Here is a 23,171-nt window from a genome sequence, read left to right on the forward strand (position 1 = left end):
AGAAAGGAATGTCTTCATTGATTCGCGCCGCTGTCCTCGGCCTGGCCCTGGCGGGCCTGGCTGGCTGTACCTCAAAGCCGGTACTGACCCCGCAAGAGCAACTTGTGGTCGGCCACAACTACAGCCACGAGCAAGTGCAGCAGGCCATCCTCAAGGCCGTCGCCGAGCGCGGCTGGACCGCACGCACGGTCAGCCCGAACCTGATCCAGGCCGACATCCTGGTGCGCAATACCTTCTATGCCGCCATCGACATCCGCTACAGCGTCAGCAACTTTCGCATCAACTACCGCGACAGCCGCGAGCTGGGTTACAAGAACGGCAAGATTCACCGTAATTACAACCGTTGGGTGAACAACCTCGACAAAAGCATCCTGCAAGAGCTGAACAGGATGGAAGCGCAAAACATGGTGCAACGCGCCATCAACGAACAGCACTCGAACACTGTCAAATAATCAAGGAACGACACAATGCGTCTGAAAACCTGGACCGCCACCGCCACTCTGCTGCTCTGCGCCCTGCCCGGCCTGAGCCAGGCTCGCGACACCACTCACTACCTGCCGTTCGAGAAAGTCGTGGCGCAGATGACCGCCGAGAACAAGCTCGACGGTTCGGTGAAGTTCTACCTGGCCGGCGTGCAGCCAAAAGGCAAGGTCACCGTGGTCAGCCCGGCGGCGATCACCAACAAGAAGACCAACGCTTTCAACAAGTCTGATGAAGCGGCCTGCGAATGGGCCCTGCAATCGGCGCTGCTGACCATGCAGGACGCCGCGCGCAAGGTCGGCGCCAACGCCGTGACCAACATCAGCAGCTACTACAAGCGCAACGAGCGCAAGGACGCCACCACCTACGAATGCCACGCCGGCGCGGTCATGGCGGGCGTTGCACTGAAGGGCGACCTGGCCAAGGTCCAGTAACTCAGCTGCGTTACAGGGCTTGCCGGGTCAACAGCTCGGCAAACGCCCTGGCCATCGCCGACGGCGCAGCGCGGCGCTGCACCAGCCATACCGCCGTCACCGCGTCGTCGTCGAGCAAGGTCCGGTACACCACGCCATCGATACGCATGCGCTGGAACGAAGCCGGCAACACCGATACCCCCAACCCCGCAGCCACCAGGCCGATGATGGTCATCGCCTCCCCCGCCTCCTGGGCAAAATGCGGACTGAACCCGGCCTGACGTGCCAGGCTCAGCAGTTGCGCATGCAGGCCACTGCCGTAGCTACGCGGAAAAAACACAAAGGGTTCGTGGGCCAGCTCGGCCATGTGCACCCCGGCTTCGCTGCCCTCGGCCAACGGGTGAGCGGCATTGATCACCGCCACCAGCGGCTCGCGAAACAGCTCGACGGCATTCAGGCTCTCGGGCAACGCCAACGGCCGCATCAGGCCGACTTCGATCGACTCGTCGAGCAAGGCATCGGCCACGTCGCGGCTGCTCATTTCCTTGAGGTTCAGGTGCACGGCCGGGAAGCGCTGGCGAAAGGCGTGAATGGCCTTGGGGATGCTCGAATTGAACGGCGCCGACGAAGTGAAGCCGATCTTCATCTCGCCCAGCTCGCCCAATTGCGCGCGCCGGGCGACATCGGCGGCCTTGTCGACCTGCGCCAGCACCAGCCGCGCCTCTTCAAGGAATAGCCGCCCGGCCTCGCTGAGCTCGACCCGACGATTGGTACGCTCGAACAGGCGCGCCCCCAGCTCCTGCTCCAGGGCCTGAATTTGCTGGCTCAGCGGTGGTTGGGAGATCCCCAGGTTCTGCGCCGCCCGGCCAAAATGCAGCTCTTCGGCGACGGCAATGAAGTAACGCAGGTGACGCAATTCCATGGCGGCTCCAATAGGTCGTAAAACCTCTTAAACAGGTCGAACAATATATTGGAAATGATCATTAGCCAGCTATATGCTTTTTTCACTGCCTGACAGGCCGTAGCGCCCCCGAGGTCACCCGTGAAAACTGCTGTTGCGCCACACGCCCACGAATTGCCCCCTGCTCCGCTGGACGAAATCGTCGCCACCCTCAACGAAAGCTGGATCGAAAAAGGCACCCCGGCCTTTTTGCGCACCGTACTGGCGCTGTTCTGCGGCGGCTTTGCCACCTTTGCCCTGCTGTATTGCGTGCAGCCAATGATGCCGCTGCTGTCGCAGGAATTTTCCATCAGTGCCGCGCAGAGCAGCCTGATCCTCTCGGTGTCCACCGGCATGCTGGCCTTCGGGCTGCTGATCACCGGGCCGATTTCCGACCGCATCGGGCGCAAGCCAGTGATGGTCTTCGCCCTGTTCTGCGCCGCGCTGTGCACCATCGTCAGCGCCCTGATGCCCAGCTGGCACGGCGTGCTGCTGACCCGCGCGCTGCTCGGGTTGTCGCTCAGCGGCCTGGCGGCGGTAGCCATGACGTACCTGAGCGAAGAGATCCACCCCCAGCACATTGGCCTGGCCATGGGCCTGTACATCGGTGGCAATGCCATCGGCGGCATGAGCGGGCGGCTGATCACCGGGGTGCTGATCGACTTCGTCAGCTGGCACACGGCGATGTTGGTGATCGGTGGCCTGGCGCTGATTGCTGCGGCGGTGTTCTGGAAGATCCTCCCCGAATCGCGCAACTTCCGCCCGCGCTCGCTGCACCCACGCAGCCTGCTCGACGGCTTTACCCTGCACTTTCGCGATGCAGGCCTGCCGTGGCTGTTCCTCGAAGCCTTCCTGCTGATGGGCGCGTTCGTCACCCTGTTCAACTACATCGGCTATCGCCTGCTGGCCGAACCCTATCACATGAGCCAGGCGCTGGTCGGGCTGCTGTCGGTGGTGTACCTGTCGGGCATCTACAGCTCGGCGCAGATCGGCGCCCTGGCCGACAAGCTGGGCCGGCGCAAGGTGTTCTGGGCAACCATTTTGCTGATGTTCAGCGGCTTGTTGATGACCCTGCTCAGCCCCTTGGCGCTGATTATCGTCGGCATGCTGGTGTTCACCTTCGGCTTTTTCGGCGCGCATTCAGTGGCCAGCAGCTGGATCGGCCGCCGGGCGACCAAGGCCAAGGGCCAGGCGTCGTCGTTGTACCTGTTCAGTTACTACGCGGGGTCGAGTGTGGCGGGTACAGCGGGCGGGGTGTTCTGGCATCAGGCGGGGTGGAACGGCATCGGCCTGTTCATTGGCAGCTTGCTGGTGGTGGCGTTGCTGGTGGCGGTGCACCTGAGCCGGTTGCCGGCCAAGGCCTGAAATGCAAATCGCGGGGCGACCCGACTTGCCCCGCGATGCATTGTTTAGTTGATCACTTCAACCAGGTCGACATCCACTTCACGGCTCATCAGGTGCTTCTCGACTTCACCGGTCAGCTTGACCTTGGTCTTGTCGTTGAAGGCTACTGCCGGCAGGTCTTCGTCATCGATCTCGACGGTGATGGTGCCGGTGGTGTCCTTGAACTCGTACTTGTCATCGTTGTTCACTTTCTTGATGACGTAGCCTTGCAGCACAACCGGGGTGTCGTCAGCGGCGTCATTGGCGGCAGCCACCGTGGTCACCGACTGGGCGCCAGGGCCGGTGTAGCCGGCGGCCAGGGCAGCGGTGCTGAACAGCGGGGCAAGCAGCAGAGCGAGGTAACGGGTTTTCATGGTGAAGATCCTGTCTGGGTTTCGATGGAGCCAGATTACCCATGCAGGCTGAATTGAACCTTAATAGCAAAACGCCCGGCATAGGCCGGGCGTTTTCGTGTTGCAGCGCTGCTTACTGGTGGTATTGCGCCGACAGCTCGTGCACGGCGTTGATGAACGCGCCGGCGTGCTCCGGATCAACCTCGGGGGTGATGCCGTGGCCAAGGTTGAACACATGACCGCTGCCCTTGCCGTAGCTGGCGAGGATGCGCCCGACTTCGGCACGAATGGCCTCTGGCTTGGCGTACAGCACGGTCGGGTCCATGTTGCCCTGCAGGGCAACCTTGCTGCCGACGCGCTGGCGCGCTTCGCCGATGTCGCAGGTCCAGTCCAGGCCCAGGGCATCAGCGCCGGCATCGGCGATGCTTTCCAGCCACAGGCCGCCGTTCTTGGTGAAGAGAATGACCGGCACCTTGCGCCCTTCGTGCTCGCGGATCAGGCCGCTGACGATCTTGCGCATGTAGGCCAGGGAGAACTCCTGGTAGGCCGCCGCCGACAGGTTGCCGCCCCAGGTGTCGAAGATCTGCACCGCTTGTGCGCCGGCGAGGATCTGCCCATTGAGGTAGCTGATGACCGACTGCGCGAGTTTGTCGAGCAGCAGGTGCATGGCTTGCGGGTTGTCGTAGAGCATGGCCTTGGTCTTGCGGAAGTCTTTCGACGAGCCGCCTTCGACCATGTAGGTGGCCAGCGTCCAGGGGCTGCCGGAGAAGCCGATCAGCGGCACGCGGCCGTTGAGCTCGCGGCGGATGGTGCTGACCGCGTCCATGACGTAGCCCAGGTCCTTTTGCGGATCAGGGATCGGCAGCGCCTCGATATCGGCCAGGGTGCTGACGACCTTCTTGAAGCGCGGGCCTTCGCCGGTTTCGAAATACAGGCCCTGGCCCATGGCGTCGGGGATGGTGAGGATGTCCGAGAACAGGATCGCGGCGTCCAGCGGGTAGCGGTCCAGCGGCTGCAGGGTGACCTCGCAGGCAAACTGCGGGTTCATGCACAGGCTCATGAAGTCGCCGGCCTTGGCGCGGCTGGCGCGGTATTCCGGCAGGTAGCGGCCGGCCTGGCGCATCATCCACACCGGGGTGACGTCTACGGGTTGCTTGAGCAGGGCGCGCAGAAAACGATCGTTCTTCAAGGCAGTCATGTCGGCATCCGGAAAAAAAGTGGGGGCATTTTCTCAGAGCCCAACGTAAAAGGCACGGTATCAACCGTGCCTTTTGTCTATCGACTTGTGACAGGTCAATAGATTTTGTTGAATTCATCGCGGGTCAAGCCCGCTCCTACACAGGTTCTGTAGGAGCGGGCTTGTCCCGCGAAGCTGTTTCAGACGCCCAGGTAATCCAAGATCCCCTCGGCGGCATTGCGCCCCTCGAAGATCGCCGTCACCACCAGGTCGGAACCGCGGACCATGTCGCCACCGGCGAAGATCTTCGGGTTGCTGGTCTGGTGCTTGTAGGTGTTCTTCTCCGGCGCCACCACGCGGCCCTGGCTGTCGGTCTGGATGCTGAACTGCTCGAACCACGGCGCCGGGCTCGGACGGAAACCGAAGGCGATGACCACGGCATCGGCCGGGATGATCTCTTCAGAACCCGGGATCGGCTCGGGGCTGCGGCGGCCACGGGCGTCCGGCTCGCCAAGACGGGTCTCGACCACCTTCACACCTTCGACCTTGTCTTCCCCGACGATCGCGATCGGCTGGCGGTTGTAGAGGAACTTCACCCCCTCTTCCTTGGCGTTCTTCACCTCTTTGCGTGAGCCGGGCATGTTCGCCTCGTCACGACGGTAGGCACAGGTCACGGCCTTGGCGCCCTGGCGGATAGAGGTGCGGTTGCAGTCCATCGCCGTGTCGCCACCACCGAGGACCACGACCTTCTTGCCCTTCATGTCGACGAAATCTTCCGGCGACTTTTCAAAGCCCAGGTTGCGGTTGACGTTGGCCACCAGGAAGTCCAGGGCATCGTGCACGCCCGGCAGGTCTTCACCGGGGAAGCCGCCCTTCATGTAGGTGTAGGTGCCCATGCCCATGAACACCGCATCGTATTCCTCGAGCAGTTGCTCCATGCTGACATCCTTGCCCACCTCGGTATTGAGACGGAACTCGATGCCCATGCCGGTGAAGACTTCGCGGCGATTGCTCAGCACGGTCTTTTCCAGCTTGAACTCGGGGATGCCGAAGGTCAGCAAGCCGCCGATTTCCGGGTTGCGGTCGAACACCACCGGGGTTACCCCGCCGCGCACCAGTACGTCGGCGCAGCCCAGGCCGGCCGGGCCGGCGCCGATGATGGCGACGCGCTTGCCGGTCGGCTTGACCTTGGACATGTCCGGGCGCCAGCCCATGGCGAAGGCGGTGTCGGTGATGTACTTCTCCACCGAACCGATGGTCACCGCGCCGAAGCCGTCGTTAAGGGTACAGGCACCCTCGCACAGGCGGTCCTGCGGGCACACCCGGCCGCAGACTTCCGGCAGGGTGTTGGTCTGGTGCGACAGCTCCGCGGCGGCGAGGATGTTGCCTTCGGAAACCAGCTTCAACCAGTTGGGGATGAAGTTGTGCACCGGGCACTTCCACTCGCAGTACGGGTTGCCACAACCCAGGCAGCGGTGGGCCTGCTCGGCCGATTGCTGGGGTTTGAAGGGTTCGTAGATTTCCACGAACTCTTTCTTGCGTTGACGCAACAGTTTCTTCTTCGGATCCTTGCGCCCGACCTCGATGAACTGGAAGTCATTGCTGAGACGTTCAGCCATTTTCAATACCTCTTTACCGCAGTTGCTAGCTTCAAGCTGCAAGCTGCAAGACGATCACGTGGGCCGGCAAACCTCGTACTGCTTTGAACTTGCAGCTTGAGGCTTGCCGCTTGCCGCTACTGCGGGTTGGCACGGGTGCTAGACAGCAGGTTCTTCAGGTTGGCCGCCTTCGGCTTGACCAGCCAGAAGCGCCGCACGTAATCGTCCAGGTTTTCCCAGAGCTCACGACCCCATTCGCTGTTGGTTTCTTCGACGTATTCAGCCAGCACGCGCTGCAGGTGGCTGCGATAAGCCTCCATGGCCTCGCCACTGATGCGCTGGATCTCGACCAGTTCGTGGTTGAGCTTGTCGACGAAGCTGTTGTCCATGTCCAGCACGTAGGCAAAACCACCGGTCATGCCCGAGCCGAAGTTGTAACCGGTCTTGCCCAGAACGCAGACAAAGCCACCGGTCATGTACTCACAGCAGTGATCGCCCGTGCCCTCGACAATCGCGTGGGCACCGGAGTTGCGCACGGCAAAGCGCTCGCCCGCGGTACCGGCGGCGAACAGCTTGCCGCCCGTGGCACCATACAGGCAGGTGTTACCGATGATGGCGCTGTGCTGGGTGGCGAACGGGCTGCCCGCAGGCGGCACAATCACCAGCTTGCCACCGGTCATGCCTTTGCCGACGTAGTCGTTGGCATCGCCTTCGAGGTACATGTTCAGGCCACCGGCGTTCCACACCCCGAAGCTCTGCCCGGCAGTGCCCTTGAAGCGGAAAGTGATCGGTGCCTTGGCCATGCCCTGGTTGCCGTGCAGACGGGCGATTTCGCCGGAGATCCGCGCGCCGATGGAGCGGTCGCAGTTGCAGATGTCCAGCTCGAACTCCGCGCCCGACAGGTCGCGAATGGCCGGCAGGGCCATGTCGACCATCTTCTCGGCCAGCACGCCCTTGTCGAACGGCGGGTTGCGGTCGACTTCGCAGAACTGCGGCTTGTCGGCCGGCACGTGTGGGCTGCCCAGCAACGGGCTGAGGTCCAGGTGTTTCTGCTTCTCGGTTTCGCCGGGGAGCATTTCCAGCAGGTCGGTACGCCCGATCAGCTCGCCGAGGCTGCGCACACCCAGCTTGGCCAGCCACTCGCGGGTTTCTTCGGCGACGTAGGTGAAGAAATTCACCACCATGTCGACGGTGCCGATGTAGTGATCCTTGCGCAGCTTGTCGTTCTGGGTGGCGACGCCGGTGGCGCAGTTGTTCAGGTGACAGATACGCAGGTATTTGCAGCCCAGGGCGATCATCGGCGCGGTACCGAAACCGAAGCTTTCGGCGCCGAGGATGGCCGCCTTGATCACGTCGAGGCCGGTTTTCAGGCCGCCGTCGGTCTGCACCCGGACCTTGCCGCGCAAATCGTTGCCGCGCAGGGTCTGATGGGTTTCGGCCAGGCCCAGTTCCCACGGCGCGCCGGCGTACTTGATCGAGGTCAGCGGCGAAGCGCCGGTGCCACCGTCATAGCCGGAGATGGTGATCAGATCGGCATAGGCCTTGGCCACGCCGGCGGCGATGGTGCCAACACCGGCTTCTGCCACCAGTTTGACCGAGACCAGCGCCTGCGGGTTGACCTGCTTGAGGTCGAAGATCAGCTGCGAGAGGTCTTCGATCGAGTAGATGTCGTGGTGCGGCGGTGGCGAAATCAGGGTCACGCCAGGCACGGCGTAACGCAGCCGGGCGATCAGGCCGTTGACCTTGCCGCCTGGCAGCTGGCCGCCTTCACCCGGCTTGGCGCCCTGGGCAACCTTGATCTGCAGCACTTCGGCGTTGACCAGGTACTCGGGAGTGACGCCAAAGCGGCCGGTGGCCACCTGCTTGATCTTCGAGCTCTTGATGGTGCCGTAGCGGGCCGGGTCTTCGCCGCCCTCACCGGAGTTGGAGCGCGCGCCCAGGCGGTTCATCGCCTCGGCCAGAGCTTCGTGAGCCTCCGGCGACAGCGCGCCGAGGGAGATACCGGCCGAGTCGAAGCGCTTGAGGATCGCTTCCAGCGGTTCGATTTCGCTCAGCTCCAGCGGCTGCTCCAGGGTTTTCACCTTGAGCAGGTCGCGAATCATCGACACCGGACGCGTGTCGACCAGCGCGGTGTATTCCTTGAACTTGGCGTAGTCGCCCTGCTGCACGGCGGCCTGCAGGGTGTTGACCACGTCCGGGTTGTAGGCGTGGTACTCGCCACCATGGACGAACTTCAGCAGGCCACCCTGCTGGATCGGCTTGCGCGCGCTCCAGGCTTCGGCGGCGAGCAGCTTCTGCTCATTCTCGATGTCGACGAAGCGTGCGCCCTTGAGGCGGCTGGCAACGCCACGGAAGCTCAGGTTGACCACCTCTTCCGAAAGGCCGACGGCTTCGAACAGCTGTGCACCCCGGTAGGAACCGACGGTCGAGATGCCCATCTTCGAGAGGATCTTCAACAGGCCCTTGGAGATGCCCTTGCGGTAGTACTTGAAGACTTCTTCAAGATCACCGAGCACTTCGCCGGTACGGATCAGGTCGGCCAGCACTTCGTAAGCCAGATACGGGTACACCGCCGAAGCGCCGAAGCCGATCAGCACGGCAAAGTGATGCGGGTCGCGGGCGGTGGCGGTTTCCACCAGGATGTTGCTGTCGCAGCGCAAGCCCAGTTCAGTCAGGCGGTGATGCACCGCACCAACGGCCAGCGAGGCATGCACCGGCAGTTTGCCCGGGGCGATATGGCGGTCGCTCAGCACCAGCTGGGTCTTGCCGCTGCGCACGGCTTCTTCGGCCTGATCGGCGATGTTGCGCACCGCCGCTTCCAGGCCCAGGCTCTCGACGTAGTTGAGGTCGATCAACTGACGCTCGAAGCCGGGGCGGTCGAGGTTCATCAGCGAGCGCCACTTGGCGGGCGAGATCACCGGCGAGCTGAGGATCACCCGCGAGGCGTGCTCTGGGGATTCCTGGAAGATGTTTCGCTCGGCGCCCAGGCAGATCTCCAGCGACATGACGATCGCTTCACGCAGCGGGTCGATCGGCGGGTTGGTGACCTGGGCGAATTGCTGGCGAAAGTAGTCGTAGGTCGAGCGCACGCGCTGCGAAAGAATCGCCATCGGCGTGTCGTCGCCCATCGAGCCGACCGCTTCCTGGCCTTGTTCGCCGAGCGGACGCAGCACCTGGTCACGCTCTTCGAAGGTGACCTGGAACATCTTCATATACTGCTTGAGCTGGTCAGCATCGTAGCTGGCCACGCCCTGGTCATCGCTGAGGTCGGCCTGGATGCGCAGGGCATTCTGGCGCAGCCAGCGCTTGTACGGATGGCGCGACTTGAGGCGGTTGTCGATGGCGTCGGTGTCGAGGATCTGCCCGGTTTCGGTGTCCACGGCAAAGATCTGCCCCGGGCCGACCCGGCCCTTGGCGATCACGTCTTCAGGCTTGTAGTCCCACACGCCGATTTCCGACGCCAGGGTGATGTAGCCGTTCTTGGTGGTGACCCAGCGCGCCGGGCGCAGGCCGTTGCGGTCGAGCAGGCACACCGCATGGCGGCCTTCGGTCAGTACCACGCCGGCCGGGCCGTCCCATGCTTCCATGTGCATGGAGTTGTATTCGTAGAACGCGCGCAGGTCGGCGTCCATGGTCTCGACGTTCTGCCACGCCGGCGGAATGATCATGCGCACGCCGCGGAACAGGTCGATGCCGCCGGTGACCATCAGTTCGAGCATGTTGTCCATGCTCGAGGAGTCGGAACCGACGCGGTTGACCAGCGGGCCGAGTTCTTCGAGGTCCGGGATCAGGTCGTTGGCGAACTTGGTGCGCCGCGCCTGGGCCCAGTTGCGGTTACCGGTGATGGTGTTGATCTCGCCGTTGTGGGCGAGGAAGCGGAACGGCTGCGCCAGCGGCCATTTCGGCAGGGTGTTGGTGGAGAAGCGCTGGTGGAACACGCAGATCGCGGTTTGCAGGCGCTCGTCGCTGAGGTCCGGATAGAAGGCGGCGAGGTCCGCCGGCATCATCAGGCCTTTGTAGATGATGGTTTTGTGCGAAAAGCTGCAGATGTAGTGGTCGGTGTCGGCGGCGTTGGCCACCGAAGAGCGACGACGCGAACTGAACAGCTTGATGGCGAATTCCTGATCGCTCAGGCCTTCACCGCCAATGAACACCTGCTCGATCTGCGGCAGGCGCTCCAGGGCCAGGCGGCCGAGGACGCTGGTGTCGATCGGCACTTTGCGCCAGCCCACCAGTTGCAGGCCGGCCGCGAGGATCTCGCGGTTCATGTTGGCGCGCGCGGCTTCAGCCTTGGCGTTGTCCTGATTGAAGAACACCATGCCGACCGCATATTGCTTGGGCAGCTCAGTGGCGAACTGTTCGCGGGCCACGGCACGCAGGAACTGATCGGGCTTTTGCATGAGCAGACCGCAACCGTCGCCGGTCTTGCCGTCGGCGTTGATCCCACCGCGGTGGGTCATGCAGGTCAGGGCCTGGATGGCCGTTTGCAAAAGGTGGTGGCTGGGTTCGCCCGTCATATGGGCGATCAGGCCGAAACCACAGTTATCCTTGAATTCTTCGGGATGGTACAGACCTGTTTTCATAGACACTTTCTCACCAGGTTCGCCTCTCACCAAGGCAAATCTTTTTTTAGTACAACCACTTACCATCCACGCCGAACGAATGCCAGCTTTGCGGGGGCAATAGGGGAGCCATTGTTGCACAGCGACAGGGAAGCCCACAAATTTACGACGAATTGCCGTAAGTTCATGTCGCATTTTTGAATGTTTTTAAGCGTGCGCCGTGGTAACGGCATGGCTTGAGTCTGAAGCGTTTCAGCCTGGACTGCAAGAACGGCTTGTGGCCGGCAGTCTGGGACAGAAAAGCCTGCCGCGCAGTACGCAGCAGGCTTGACCGATGTTCAGGAGTCGCTCAGCAGGTGGCGGGGGTAGTGCCACCAGGCTATATCAGCGGGTCGAGGCCAGTTCTTGTTGGACGCTGGCGACGGTACGAGGCCAAGGTTTACCAGCCTGGACCTTGGCTGGCAAGGCCTTGATTGCAGCCAGGGCGGCATCACGGCTGGCGAAGTTGCCGTAGGTGATGACGTACAGCGGCTTGCCCTGCAGGGTTTTCTTGAAGTAGCGATAGTCGCCACCCTGAGCCTTGACGTAGGCCTGGGCCGACGCTTCGGAGCTGGTGCCGAGGATTTGCACGACATAATTGCCCGGCTTCTGCCCGGCGTACCAGCTACCACCGGCTGCGGGCTTGGCGGCCGGCTTATCGACAGGCTTGGGCGCAGGCTTGGCGGTTGCAACCTGGGTTGGCGCAGGCTTGGCTGCAGGAGCAACCGGCTTGCTGGCAACAGGTGCTACCGACTGCTGCACAGGTGCAACCGGTTGCGCAGGGGTTGGTGCGGGGCCAGCGGTGACACCTGCCGGTGGCGCGATAGTGGTGACGGTCGGCGGAGTAGACGGCTGCAGCGCGGTTTCGCCGGCTGGCGTCGACTCTTCGCCTTCACCCATGCCGGTAGACTCGGCCAGCGGGCCACGCATGACCGGTTGCGACTGACCTACCAGCGGCAGTGGCATCGGCTGCGAATTGCCGGCGAATTCGATCGCCGGGCCGCCGTTGTTCGATTGGGCATTGCCTGGCTGACCTTCGCCCAGCGGCAGTTGCGCCTGTTCGGCAGGGGCAGTTGGCGCCTGATCACCCTTCTTCGGCATCAGCACGGCGGCCGCGACGGCGACCACGACAACTGCAGACAGCGCCAGCACATGTTTCTTCGGCATATTGAACCCCATTGATGGTCGCTTCGCCGTGGTCCGGCTGGCGATCATGGCTTCGATCAAGGTATCGCGGGCAACCTGGTTGATAGTCCCGGGCCAGCCGTCAGAGTTTTGGTGAATATCAACGATCTGCTCACTGCTGAACACTTCGATGCCCCGCCCGGCACCTTCCAGGCGCTGCTCGAGGTATTCACGGGTTTCTTCTTCGCTGTAGGGCTCAAGCTCGATGACATGAAAGCGCTCCTGCTCGGCATTGAGCTCTTCCAGCCCGGCGATCAGTGACGGCTCGCCAAACAGGAAGACATGCGGACGCCCTTCCGGGGTACCCGCCGCCAACTCCAGCAAGGCTTGGAGTGCCGACTCGCCAAGTTGTTCCGCATCGTCCACCAGCAGATAGACTTCCTGCCCGGTCAGCGCCAGTTGTACCACCTGGGCAAGGATGTCCGGGACTTCAGCCTGGGCCACGCCCAATGACTGGGCCACCTGGCCGAGCAGGCTGGCGGCATCGCTGGCGCCACGGGCGGAAACCACCACGCTCTGCACCGATTGCTTGTTGGTGCTGGCCACCAGGGCCTGGCGCAGCAGGGTCTTGCCACTGCCTTGAGGGCCAGTGACCACCAGCAGCAACTGGCTGTAGCGGGCCAGGTGGTGCAATTGGCCGAGTACCGGCTTGCGCTGGGCTGGGAAGAATTTGAAACCCGGCACCCGTGCAGCGAAGGGGTCGTGGTTCAACTGGTAATGGCCGAGAAAGGCCTCGTCGGCATGCAAACTAGTCATCGGACGCTCATCAACCTCAAAGCTGGGCCACGATCGCGCGGTAATCCGCGGCCAGCGTGGCCTGAAGAATCTCTTTCGGATAGTCGTCGGTGACCACCGCTTCGCCCATGCGGCGCAGCAGGACCAGACGCAGACGACCGTCGAGTACCTTTTTATCTACTGCCATGTGTTCCATGAACTGCGCCGGGGTCATCTCGGCGGGCGGCACCACCGGCAAGCCTGCGTTCTGGAACAGACGGATACCACGGTCACGCTCCTGCTGGCTGATCCAGCCCAGGCGCATGGACATTTCCAGGGCCATTACAGTGCCCGCCGCGACGGCCTCACCGTGAAGCCACACACCATAGCCCATGTGGGTCTCGATGGCGTGACCGAAGGTGTGGCCCAGGTTCAGCGTGGCACGCACGCCCGACTCGCGCTCATCGGCGCCCACTACCGCAGCCTTGGCCGCGCAGGAACGACGAATGGCCTCGGTCAGCGCCACCTGGTCAACGCCGCGCAAGGCCTGCATATGCTCTTCGAGCCAGCCCAGGAAGGGTTCGTCACAAATCAGGCCGTATTTGATCACTTCGGCCAGGCCTGCCGACAGCTCGCGCGGCGGCAGGCTATTGAGGCTGCGGGTGTCGATCAGCACCGCGTTGGGCTGATAGAAGGCACCGACCATGTTCTTGCCCAGCGGGTGGTTGATGCCGGTCTTGCCCCCTACCGACGAATCGACCTGAGACAACAAGGTAGTCGGCACCTGGATGAAATCCACGCCGCGCTGGTAGCAGGCGGCGGCAAAGCCGGCCATGTCGCCGATCACCCCGCCGCCAAGCGCTACCACGGTAGTGCGGCGGTCGTGGCGGGCGGTCAGCAGCGCATCGAAGATCAACTGCAGGGTTTCCCAGTTCTTGTAGGCCTCGCCGTCGGGCAACACCACCGGCAGTACCGAATAGGCACCCAGGGTCTTGCTCAGGCGTTCGAGATAGAGGGGTGCGACAGTCTCGTTGGACACGATGGCGACCTGCCGGCCAGCGATATGCGGCGCCAGCAGTTCAGGTTGATCCAGCAGGCCTTCGCCAATGTAGATCGGGTAGCTACGTTCGCCCAATTCGACCTTTAGTGTCTGCATGTGTCCCCACAATGAACTAGGCGCGGCATCGATGGCTCGAACCGCGCGATAACGGTGTGCCCTGTCACGGCATGACTGGTCGCCGAGGATAGTCCTGGCTTAACGGGGCGGCAACTTCTGCAAGCGCTCGAGAATATCCTGCACCACCATTCGCGGTGGCCGTTCGTCGGTTTCCACCACCAGATCGGCGATCTCGCGATATAGCGGGTCGCGAACTTCCAGCAGCGCGCGCAAAGTCGCCTCCGGGTTGGCGGTGCGCAGCAACGGCCGGTTGCGATCACGCGAGGTGCGCCCGACCTGCTGCTCGACCGAGGCGTGCAGGTACACCACTCGCCCGCCGGCATGCAGGGCCTGACGGTTGGCATCGCGCATTACCGCGCCGCCACCGGTAGCCAGCACCACGCCATCGAACGCGCAGAGCTCGGCGATCATCGCCTGCTCGCGGTCACGAAAGCCCGGCTCGCCTTCCTTATCGAAGATCCACGGGATATTGGCGCCGGTGCGCAATTCAATTTCCTTGTCGGAATCCTTGAACGGCAGGCGCAGCTCTTTGGCCAGCAGGCGGCCGATGGTGCTTTTGCCAGCACCCATCGGCCCCACAAGTATCAAATTTCGCACAGAATCAACGACTCACAGCAATCGCCTGGTCACTCATGATACGCGGAGTCAGGAAGACCAGCAGCTCGGATTTTTTCTCTTGTAGAACATCGCGACGAAACAGCCGCCCAACATACGGCACATCGCCGAAAAATGGCACCTTGTCGACAACTTTACTTTGCACCGTCGAGTACACGCCGCCGATGACGATGGTCTCGCCATCATTGATACGCACCTTGGCGTTGACCTCGTTTTTACGGATCGCCGGCACGTGATCCAGGGCGTTGAGGTAGTCGGGCTCGTCCTTGGTCACCTTGACCACCATGATTACCCGGTTGTCCGGGGTGATCTGCGGGGTGACCTCAAGGGACAGCGAGGCCTCGCGGAAGGTCACCGAGGTAGCGCCGCTGCCGCTGGTTTCCTGATACGGCACCTCGGTGCCCTTGAGGATCCGCGCAGTTTCCTTGTCAGCGGTGACGACCTTGGGCTGGGAAATGATTTCGCCGTTGCCGGTGCGCTCCATGGCGCTCAGTTCCAGGTCGAGCAGCGCACTGTTGCGCACCAGGCCAAAGCCGATACTCGACGATGCCCGGTCCGCGCCAAGGTCGACGAAGGTATCGCCACCACCCAGGCTCAAGCCCTTGCCCAACTGCACCTGGCCACCCCAGCGCACACCCAGGCTCTTTTCAAAATCGACGTTGGCCTCGACGATCCGCGCCTCGATCATGACCTGGCGTACCGGCACATCGAGTTCGCCGATCAACCTGCGCAGCTCTTCCAGACGTTCCGGCGACTGGCTGGCGACCAGGGTGTTGGTGCGCTCATCGACACTCAGCGAACCATGGCTGGCGCCGCCGGCCTCATGGGCCATCAGGCTGTGGAAAAGCTCGGCGATATCGGTGGCCCTGGCGTGGTGGATCGGTATCAGCTCGCGCCGCGACGGCGCGGACCCGGCCAGTTCGGCAAGCGGTGCGACCAGCAATACATTGCCATCCTTGCGCTGCTCCAGGCCCTTGCTGCGCAGCACCAGCTCCAGCGCCTGGTCCCAGGGCACATCCTGCAAGCGCAAGGTCACCTTGCCCTGCACCGCATCACTGGCCACCAGGTTGACCCCGGAAAAATCAGCCAGCACCTGCAGTACCGTACGCACCTCGACATCCTGAAAATTCAATGACAACGGCTCACCGCCGTACTGTTGCTTGCCCGCAAACGCGCCGGCAGACAGGCAACAGCCTATCAGCGCCCCAACCACAGCCCCCTTGCCCATCGATGACCTCCCTGGTCGGCACCTTCAGCGCAGGGCGAGAGTTCGCCGCCGCGCTTGCCAGCCTTGGCCGGCAACAAAAACCTGTTCGATGACCTCGACATGGCGCTCGCCAATCTCGGCCACCTGCCCCTGGTCACGCCCCAAGCGGTCACCGACCTGCAGCCGATGCACGCGGCCATCAGCCTGGATCAGCGCGTAACGCACGCCGCGACTGGCGAGGCTGCCGACCATTTCCAGCTGCTCCAGCGCCAGGCGCTGCAAGACATCGGCATGCACCGCCAGCGCAGATGGACCGAATGGATTGCGCAGCATCGCAACCGGCCGTCGCTGCGCCGCCTGTGGCTGCGCGCCAGGGGCCAACTGCGGCTGCGAGCGAGGCTGGTATGAGCGAACCTGCAATTCCATGTGCAGCAACTGCGCATCGGCCGGCTTCAGCGAAAGCCCTTGCACGGTAATCAGCCGCGGCTGCGCGGCCAGGTCCGCGAAAAATTCGGCAAGCGCCGAAAAGGCGCCACGCAAGCGCAGTTGCACGGGCAGTTCCAAGTAATGCTCAGCGGTCGACGCTTGGACTACCTGCAACTGTTCAATGGCCACTTCATGGGCCTCGGCCAGGCGGGAGAGCAACTCGAACACGGCAGGCTCGGCGCTCCCTGCCGACAATTGCCAGCGCGCTTGCTGCAAGCCGCTGTGCAATTCGGCCGTCGGCTCAACGCTGTCTGCGTTGGCGTGCGCCAAGGCATCGACCATCAGCGCCGCCTGCGTCATCAGCGGCCGTAAATGCACGGCGTAAGCCAGGCCTGCCAGAAGCGCCAGCAAGCCCGTCAGTATCAACGCCTGCACTGGCCAGGCTCGACTTGCCAGCACACCGCAGAAGCTCAAGGTGCAACCTCAAGGGCTGCTACCAGCTCAAACGCATGCCCCTCCTCGACCGCACTTAGCTGCTGCAATTCGGCAGTACTGATCAAGGATGAAGACTTCAGGCGGTCTGCCAGTTCCGCAACCAGTGCAGCCGAACCGGCCATGCCGGCAAGCCTCAGCACAGCTGGCTCCTGGCTCAGTGCGGTCAGGTACACGCCATCGGGCATGGCCCGCTCAACCTGCTCGAAGACATCCACGGCGAAATGCCGGCCAGCCTGCAAGCGTTGCAACTGCCTCAGTTCCTGCCGCAAAGCCTCGGGCTCCAGTTGCCCGCCGGGCGGGCTGAGCGACTGCTGCATGACGCCACGAAAATGCTGGTCGATGAGACCACTGGCAACGGCAACCAGCAGCACAACACTTGCACAGCCTGTCTGAAACCCTCGAGTACGCAGACGCTGGCGGCGCTCGCGCCATGGCAACAAATTAAGTCGCACGCCGCCCATGGCCAGGGCGCAGGCCACGTCCAGGCTCGAGCCCGCGTGGCCCAGTTCGGCGTCGAGCGCTACTGCCGGAGCACGCTGCAGCGCCTGGCTATCGATCTCCAGCACCCGTGCATTGAGCCCGGCGACTTCAAAGGTGGCCTCAAGTGTTTCCAGCAAACCGCGATGACAGGCCGCGACCTGAACGCTCACCGCATTAGCGCCAGCCGGCGCCTGCAGCCGGTAATCCAGCGCGGTGTCTTCAAGGTCGAAGGGAATGAACTGCTCAGCGGCATCGTGCACCTGCGCAGCAACTTCAGCATCGGCCAGACCCGCCGGCAAGCTTATAGATTTGCTGATAGCCCGCGCCGCCGGCAAGGCCACGGCGGCTTGCCGACAGCGGCTGCCACTGCGCTGCAGCGCGCGTTTCAGGGCCAGGCCGACCACCTCAGGGTCGGCAATCCAGCCGTCGAGCATGGCCCCGACAGGCAGCGGTTCAAGCGCCCAGGCCCGCACGCGCCACGCGCCTTTGCGCCGGTGCAATTGCACCAGTCGGATAGACGGCGGGGCAATTTCTACCCCCAGGAGTGAACCGGCATCCATGCCGAAGCGTCCAAGCATTGGTTTTTTCCTTGCTGGCGACAGCCGCGTGCGTAACGCGGCGAGTTGAAAAATGCTTATAATGCCCAGCGTTTATCCTTTGTCCGCTGGCCCCGCGCGCAACCCATTCTTTTATCTGGACGCCCTAAAGCCTTGATACGCCTGCTGAAGTTCTTCTGGTGGTCTTTCGTCGCAGTCATCTGCGCGCTCGTGCTCGGTCTGAGCGGCGCATTTCTGTATCTTAGCCCCAGCTTGCCCTCGGTAGAGGCCCTCAGAAGCATCCAGTTGCAGATCCCTTTGCGGGTCTACAGCAGCGACGGCAAGCTGATCGCCGAGTTCGGCGAAATGCGCCGCTCGCCCATCCGTTTTGCCGACATTCCGCCGCATTTCATCCAGGCTTTGCTGTCGGCTGAAGACGACAATTTCGCCAATCACTACGGCGTTGACCCCAGCAGCCTGATGCGTGCTGCAACACAATTGCTCAAGTCCGGGCACATCCAGACCGGCGGCAGCACCATCACCATGCAGGTGGCGAAGAACTTCTTCCTCAGCAGCGAACGCAGCTTCTCGCGCAAGACCAACGAGATTCTCCTGGCCCTGCAGATCGAACGCGAACTGACCAAGGACGAGATCCTCGAGCTGTACGTCAACAAGATCTACCTGGGCAACCGCGCCTACGGCATCGAGGCCGCCGCGCAGGTGTACTACGGCAAGTCGATCCGCGATGTCAGCCTGGCGCAGATGGCGATGATCGCCGGCCTGCCGAAAGCGCCGTCGCGCTTCAACCCACTGGCCAACCCGGTGCGCGCCAAAGAGCGCCGCGACTGGATCCTGGGGCGCATGTACAAGCTCGGCAAAATTGATGAAGCCAGCTACCAGACAGCATTGGCCGAACCGATCAACGCCAGCTACCACGTGCCGACCCCAGAAGTTAACGCACCCTACATCGCCGAGATGGCCCGCGCCGAAATGGTCGGCCGCTACGGCAGCGATGCCTACACCGAAGGCTTCCGCGTCACCACCACGGTGCCGAGCGACCTGCAGGAAATCGCCAACAAAGCCGTACTCAACGGCCTCACCGCCTACGACGAGCGTCATGGTTACCGTGGCCCCGAGTCGCGCTTCCCGGGCAAGACCCGTGACGCCTGGCTGCAGGAACTGAGCAAGCAACGCCCGTTGGGCGGCCTGGAGCCGGTGATCGTCACCGAAGTCAGCAAGACCGGCCTGCAGGTGCTGACCCGCGCCGGCAACCAGGAGTCGGTGGCCTGGGAGATCATGAAGTGGGCCCGCCCGTTCCTCAACACCAACAGCCAGGGCCGTGCACCACAGCAGCCTGCCGACGTTGCCCAGGTCGGCGACCTGATTCGCGTGCAGCGCCTGGACGACGGCAGCCTCAAATTCAGCCAGGTGCCGGGGGCGCAGAGCGCGCTGGTATCGCTGGACCCGAACAGTGGTGCGATCCGCGCCCTGGTCGGCGGTTTCTCGTTCGAGCAGAGCAACTACAACCGCGCCATGCAGGCCAAGCGTCAGCCGGGCTCGAGCTTCAAGCCGTTCGTGTACAGCGCTGCGCTGGACAACGGCTACACCGCCGCCAGCCTGGTCAACGACGCGCCGATCGTATTTGTCGACGAATACCTGGACAAGGTCTGGCGGCCGAAGAACGACACCAACACCTTCCTCGGCCCGATCCGCATGCGCGAGGCGCTGTACAAGTCGCGCAACCTGGTATCGATCCGCCTGCTGCAGGCCATGGGCGTAGGCCCGACCATCGACTACATCAGCAAGTTCGGCTTCAACAAGCAGGACCTGCCGCCCAACCTGTCGCTGGCCCTGGGCACCGCAACCCTGACGCCGATGGAAATCGCCACCGGCTGGAGCACCTTTGCCAACGGCGGCTACAAGATCAGCCCATACCTGATCGAACGCATCGAGAGCCGCAACGGCGAGACCCTGTTCACTGCCAACCCGCCACGGGTCCCGCAAAGCGAACAGGTCGAAGCCGGCATCGCCGCCCCCGAGCAGCCGATCAGCACCCAGCTGCCGGGCGAAGGCCTGAGCACCGTGGCCAGCGATCCGGCCGCCGCCGTCGCCCAGCCGCCGGCCGTGGCCGAGCGCATCATTGACGGGCGCACCAGCTATATCCTCACCAGCATGCTCCAGGACGTGATCAAGCGCGGTACCGGGCGCCGCGCCCTGGCCCTGGGCCGTACCGACCTGGCCGGCAAGACCGGTACCACCAACGAATCCAAGGACGCCTGGTTCTCCGGCTACAACGCCGACTACGTAACCACCGTCTGGACCGGCTTCGACCAACCGGAAACCCTCGGCCGCCGCGAGTACGGCGGCACCGTGGCGCTGCCGATCTGGATGAGCTACATGGGCGCTGCACTCAAAGACAAGCCCAACCATGCCCCGGCCGAGCCGGAAGGCATCCTCAGCCTGCGCGTCGACCCGGTCAGCGGCCGGGCGGCGACGCCAAGCACGCCGAACGCCTACTTCGAGCTGTTCAAGGCCGAAGACACACCGCCTTCGGTCAACGAGCTGGGTAACGGCAGCGCACCGGGCAGCCCGCTGCCAGCGGACGAGGCAGCGCCGATCGATCTGTTCTGATGGCAACCCATCGCAGGTGTAGGAGCGGTCTTGCCCCGCGATAGAGGTGACAACCCACCCACAAAAATGCCCCGACTCTCACGAGCCGGGGCTTTTTACTACGCGTTGCAGCTAATCGCGGGTCAAGTCGGGTCGCCGCACCGCCCACACATTAGCCGTTGAACACGTCATCCACGCTTTTCAGCGGGTAGTTCTTCGGATACGGCAGGGTCGCCACACCAGTCTCGATCGCGGCCTTGGCCACGGCATCGGAAACCACGGTGATCAGACGAGCGTCCATTGGCTTCGGAATGATGTACTCACGGCCGAATTCCAGGGCGTCGACGCCGTAGGCTGCGCAGACTTCCTTAGGCACTGGCAGCTTGGCCAGGTCTTTCAGGGCGTTGGCGGCAGCGATTTTCATTTCTTCGTTGATGCGCTTGGCGCGAACGTCCAGGGCACCGCGGAAGATGAACGGGAAGCCCAGTACGTTGTTGACCTGGTTCGGGTAGTCGGAACGACCGGTAGCCATGATCACGTCGTTCCGGGTGGCGTGGGCCAGCTCCGGGGAGATCTCTGGATCAGGGTTGGAGCAGGCGAACACGATCGGGTTCGGCGCCATCGACTTCAGGCCTTCAGGGCTCAGCAGGTTCGGGCCGGACAGGCCGACGAACACGTCAGCGCCTTGCAGGGCGTCAGCCAGGGTGCGCTTGTCGGTAGCGTGGGCGAACACCGCCTTGTACTGGTTCAGGTCGTCACGGCCAGCGTGGATCACGCCAGTACGGTCAACCATGAAGATGTTCTCGATCTGTGCGCCCATGCTCACCAGCAGTTTCATGCAGGAGATGGCGGCGGCACCGGCGCCCAGGCAGACGATCTTGGCGTCGGCCAGGGTTTTGCCAGCGATTTCCAGGGCGTTGATCATGCCGGCGGCGGTAACGATCGCGGTGCCGTGCTGGTCATCGTGGAATACCGGGATGTCGCACTGTTCGATCAGCGCGCGCTCGATTTCAAAGCACTCTGGCGCCTTGATGTCTTCCAGGTTGATGCCACCGAAGGTGATCGAGATGCGCTTGACGGTGTCGATGAAGGCTTGCGGGCTCTCGGAGTCGACTTCGATGTCGAACACGTCGATACCGGCGAAACGCTTGAACAGAACGCCCTTGCCTTCCATGACCGGTTTGGAGGCCAGTGGGCCGAGGTTACCCAGGCCGAGGATGGCGGTGCCGTCGGAAATGACTGCTACCAGATTGCCCTTGCCGGTGTACTTGTAGGCCAGTTCCGGATCGCGACCGATTTCGCGAACCGGCTCAGCCACGCCAGGGCTGTAGGCCAGCGCCAGGTCGCGAGCAGTCGCGGTAGGTTTGGTGAGCTCGACGCTCAGTTTCCCCGGACGAGGTTGAGCGTGGTATTCGAGAGCGGCAGTTTTCAAATCTGACATGGTGGGCATTCCGCTATTTACTGTTCTGACGGACCGCCGAGGATACGCAAAGAGCAAAGGGCCGACAAGACTGCCCGGTCACTTGTGTCAAGGCCTTTAACCTACGACTTTCCGCCAAGAGCCACGGCCTGCAAGGGTTTCGATGTGTACAATCGAAATTAAAAATGTAGACAATTTTTTATCTTTCGACCCGTTCCAGCATCGACGGATCGGTCAGGGGCAGCAACCAGCGTTGCTGTCCCGGCTTCAGGCCACCTTTGCGGGAACGATCCAGCACCCAACCGCGGGCTTCGATCGATCGACCTTTCAGATCAGTGAAGAACGAAGAGGGGAAATTGCGCTGCAGGCGCGCCGGCACCTGAAGCACCAGAGAATCGTCGATTTCGATCCAGATACCCCCGCGATTGCGCTGGATATCCATCACCTTGCCACTTATCAGGGCAAAACCGGACTGACGCACGGCGCTTGCCGGGGTCAATGGCGATTGCCGCCACAGGCCTTTACCGGCCTGACGAGCGGCGCGCTCGGCCTGCGCCTGGCAGCCGGCCAACGCGACGTTGGGGGCCACCGCAACCCGGTAGCCAAGGCCTTCACTGAGCAGTTGTGCTTCGAAATTGTCGCCAGAGCGGCCGTAGACATGCGCCAGAGTACGGCCATATTTGTCCCGCGCCTCGACGCCAGGAACCAGCCCCACCTGCCCGCCGCTGGCCTTGACCAGGGCCTGCAAGCGCTGCCGTGCAGCCTCGGCGAAGGCTTCACTGCTGCGACCTTTGCGACCGATTTCCGGTGCATTAATGCCAATCAGGCGAACACTGCGGCCATCATTCAGACGCAAGGTATCGCCATCGACCACCTGGCGCACGCTGACCACCTGCGCATCGACCGGTGCCGCGCAGAATGCCAGGGCCGGCAACTGCCAGATCGCGCCCATAAAAAAGGCGCCCACGAGGGACGCCTTTTTCAGCAGCAATGCCAAACCCATCGGGCCAGCGTCGCGCAATCTTACTTCTTGGCACCGAACATGCCGAAGCGATCGGCGAACTTCTGTACGCGGCCGCCGGTGTCCAGGACCTTCTGCTTACCGGTGTAGAACGGGTGGCAGAGGTTGCAAACGTCGATCGGCAGGGCCTTGGCCAGAGTCGAACGAGTTTCGAATTTGTTACCGCAGCTGCAGGTAACTTCTACAGCTTCGTATACCGGATGGATATCGGCTTTCATGGTGTTTCCTCAGTGCTGACGTGCCGCCACTCAACACCATTGTTGAATACCGCACGCAAAATAGGGTCGGAATAATACCAGAGCAAACAGCCAACGCAAGTTGTCGCTTAGACCGGCGGTCG

The 23,171-nt window shown here is 62.8% G+C and carries 18 protein-coding genes; 4 read left to right on the forward strand and 14 right to left on the reverse strand.

Annotated elements, in window-relative coordinates; all coding sequences use genetic code 11:
* Positions 1-8: 8 nt before the first annotated feature.
* Positions 9-452, forward strand: a complete 444-nt coding sequence (locus BLR26_RS01755) for a hypothetical protein (RefSeq protein WP_045193943.1) — start codon at positions 9-11, stop codon at positions 450-452.
* A 15-nt stretch (positions 453-467) separates the two neighbouring features.
* Positions 468-914: a hypothetical protein gene (locus tag BLR26_RS01760; protein ID WP_045193944.1), complete on the forward strand. Its 447-nt coding sequence runs from the start codon at positions 468-470 to the stop codon at positions 912-914.
* A 10-nt stretch (positions 915-924) separates the two neighbouring features.
* Here the strand turns inward: BLR26_RS01760 and BLR26_RS01765 are convergent, their stop codons facing one another.
* Positions 925-1,815: a LysR family transcriptional regulator gene (locus BLR26_RS01765; RefSeq protein WP_045193945.1), complete on the reverse strand. Its 891-nt coding sequence runs from the start codon at positions 1,813-1,815 to the stop codon at positions 925-927.
* 153 nt (positions 1,816-1,968) lie between these two features.
* On the opposite strand from BLR26_RS01765, the gene BLR26_RS01770 reads away from it, so the two are divergent.
* Entirely contained in the window at positions 1,969-3,198 is a 1,230-nt protein-coding gene (locus BLR26_RS01770) for an MFS transporter (RefSeq protein WP_371128663.1), read from the forward strand.
* A gap of 44 nt (positions 3,199-3,242) precedes the next feature.
* Here BLR26_RS01770 and BLR26_RS01775 read toward each other — a convergent pair whose 3' ends face one another.
* From BLR26_RS01775 to pilM, 10 genes are all read right to left on the reverse strand, one after another.
* Positions 3,243-3,590, reverse strand: coding sequence for a YgiW/YdeI family stress tolerance OB fold protein (locus tag BLR26_RS01775; RefSeq protein ID WP_093377148.1), 348 nt, complete (start codon positions 3,588-3,590; stop codon positions 3,243-3,245).
* A 112-nt stretch (positions 3,591-3,702) separates the two neighbouring features.
* Positions 3,703-4,767: a uroporphyrinogen decarboxylase gene (gene hemE, locus BLR26_RS01780; protein WP_093377152.1), complete on the reverse strand. Its 1,065-nt coding sequence runs from the start codon at positions 4,765-4,767 to the stop codon at positions 3,703-3,705.
* A 179-nt stretch (positions 4,768-4,946) separates the two neighbouring features.
* Positions 4,947-6,365 (reverse strand): FAD-dependent oxidoreductase, encoded by a 1,419-nt coding sequence (locus tag BLR26_RS01785; RefSeq protein WP_045193948.1) that lies wholly within the window; start codon positions 6,363-6,365, stop codon positions 4,947-4,949.
* Positions 6,366-6,481: 116 nt separating this feature from the next.
* Positions 6,482-10,927 carry a glutamate synthase large subunit gene (gene gltB / locus BLR26_RS01790; RefSeq protein WP_093377156.1) on the reverse strand — a complete coding sequence of 1,482 codons (4,446 nt, stop codon included), beginning with the start codon at positions 10,925-10,927 and terminating at the stop codon, positions 6,482-6,484.
* 363 nt (positions 10,928-11,290) lie between these two features.
* Complete coding sequence (locus BLR26_RS01795; RefSeq protein ID WP_093377160.1) at positions 11,291-12,886, reverse strand: SPOR domain-containing protein; 1,596 nt, start codon at positions 12,884-12,886, stop codon at positions 11,291-11,293.
* A 16-nt stretch (positions 12,887-12,902) separates the two neighbouring features.
* Complete coding sequence (aroB, locus tag BLR26_RS01800; RefSeq protein WP_093377165.1) at positions 12,903-14,000, reverse strand: 3-dehydroquinate synthase; 1,098 nt, start codon at positions 13,998-14,000, stop codon at positions 12,903-12,905.
* Between the two features lie 99 nt (positions 14,001-14,099).
* A complete protein-coding gene (aroK, locus tag BLR26_RS01805) occupies positions 14,100-14,618 on the reverse strand; it encodes a shikimate kinase AroK (protein WP_010222231.1) in 519 nt (172 codons plus the stop codon).
* A gap of 4 nt (positions 14,619-14,622) precedes the next feature.
* Positions 14,623-15,864: a type IV pilus secretin PilQ gene (locus BLR26_RS01810; protein ID WP_093377169.1), complete on the reverse strand. Its 1,242-nt coding sequence runs from the start codon at positions 15,862-15,864 to the stop codon at positions 14,623-14,625.
* A gap of 24 nt (positions 15,865-15,888) precedes the next feature.
* Positions 15,889-16,743: a pilus assembly protein PilP gene (locus BLR26_RS01815; protein WP_093377173.1), complete on the reverse strand. Its 855-nt coding sequence runs from the start codon at positions 16,741-16,743 to the stop codon at positions 15,889-15,891.
* Positions 16,740-17,822 (reverse strand): pilus assembly protein PilM, encoded by a 1,083-nt coding sequence (gene pilM / locus BLR26_RS01820; protein ID WP_093377178.1) that lies wholly within the window; start codon positions 17,820-17,822, stop codon positions 16,740-16,742. The genes BLR26_RS01815 and pilM overlap by 4 nt, the downstream gene beginning before the upstream one ends.
* Before the next feature lie 135 nt (positions 17,823-17,957).
* Between pilM and BLR26_RS01825 the strand changes: the two genes are divergently transcribed.
* On the forward strand, positions 17,958-20,411 hold the full coding sequence (locus BLR26_RS01825; RefSeq protein ID WP_176794304.1) for a penicillin-binding protein 1A: 2,454 nt from the start codon (positions 17,958-17,960) through the stop codon (positions 20,409-20,411).
* A 151-nt stretch (positions 20,412-20,562) separates the two neighbouring features.
* Here the strand turns inward: BLR26_RS01825 and BLR26_RS01830 are convergent, their stop codons facing one another.
* The 3 genes from BLR26_RS01830 to rpmE all read right to left on the reverse strand — a co-directional run bounded on the left by BLR26_RS01830 (position 20,563) and on the right by rpmE (position 23,049).
* The gene (locus BLR26_RS01830; RefSeq protein WP_045193954.1) at positions 20,563-21,831 is read right to left on the reverse strand and encodes a malic enzyme-like NAD(P)-binding protein; all 1,269 of its coding nucleotides are present in this window, start codon (positions 21,829-21,831) and stop codon (positions 20,563-20,565) included.
* A 178-nt stretch (positions 21,832-22,009) separates the two neighbouring features.
* On the reverse strand, positions 22,010-22,831 hold the full coding sequence (locus tag BLR26_RS01835) for a thermonuclease family protein (RefSeq protein ID WP_093377189.1): 822 nt from the start codon (positions 22,829-22,831) through the stop codon (positions 22,010-22,012).
* Between the two features lie 2 nt (positions 22,832-22,833).
* Positions 22,834-23,049: a 50S ribosomal protein L31 gene (gene rpmE, locus BLR26_RS01840; RefSeq protein ID WP_010222223.1), complete on the reverse strand. Its 216-nt coding sequence runs from the start codon at positions 23,047-23,049 to the stop codon at positions 22,834-22,836.
* Positions 23,050-23,171 lie beyond the last annotated feature (122 nt).

The sequence above is a fragment of the Pseudomonas sp. UC 17F4 genome (assembly GCF_900101695.1).
Lineage (GTDB): Bacteria > Pseudomonadota > Gammaproteobacteria > Pseudomonadales > Pseudomonadaceae > Aquipseudomonas.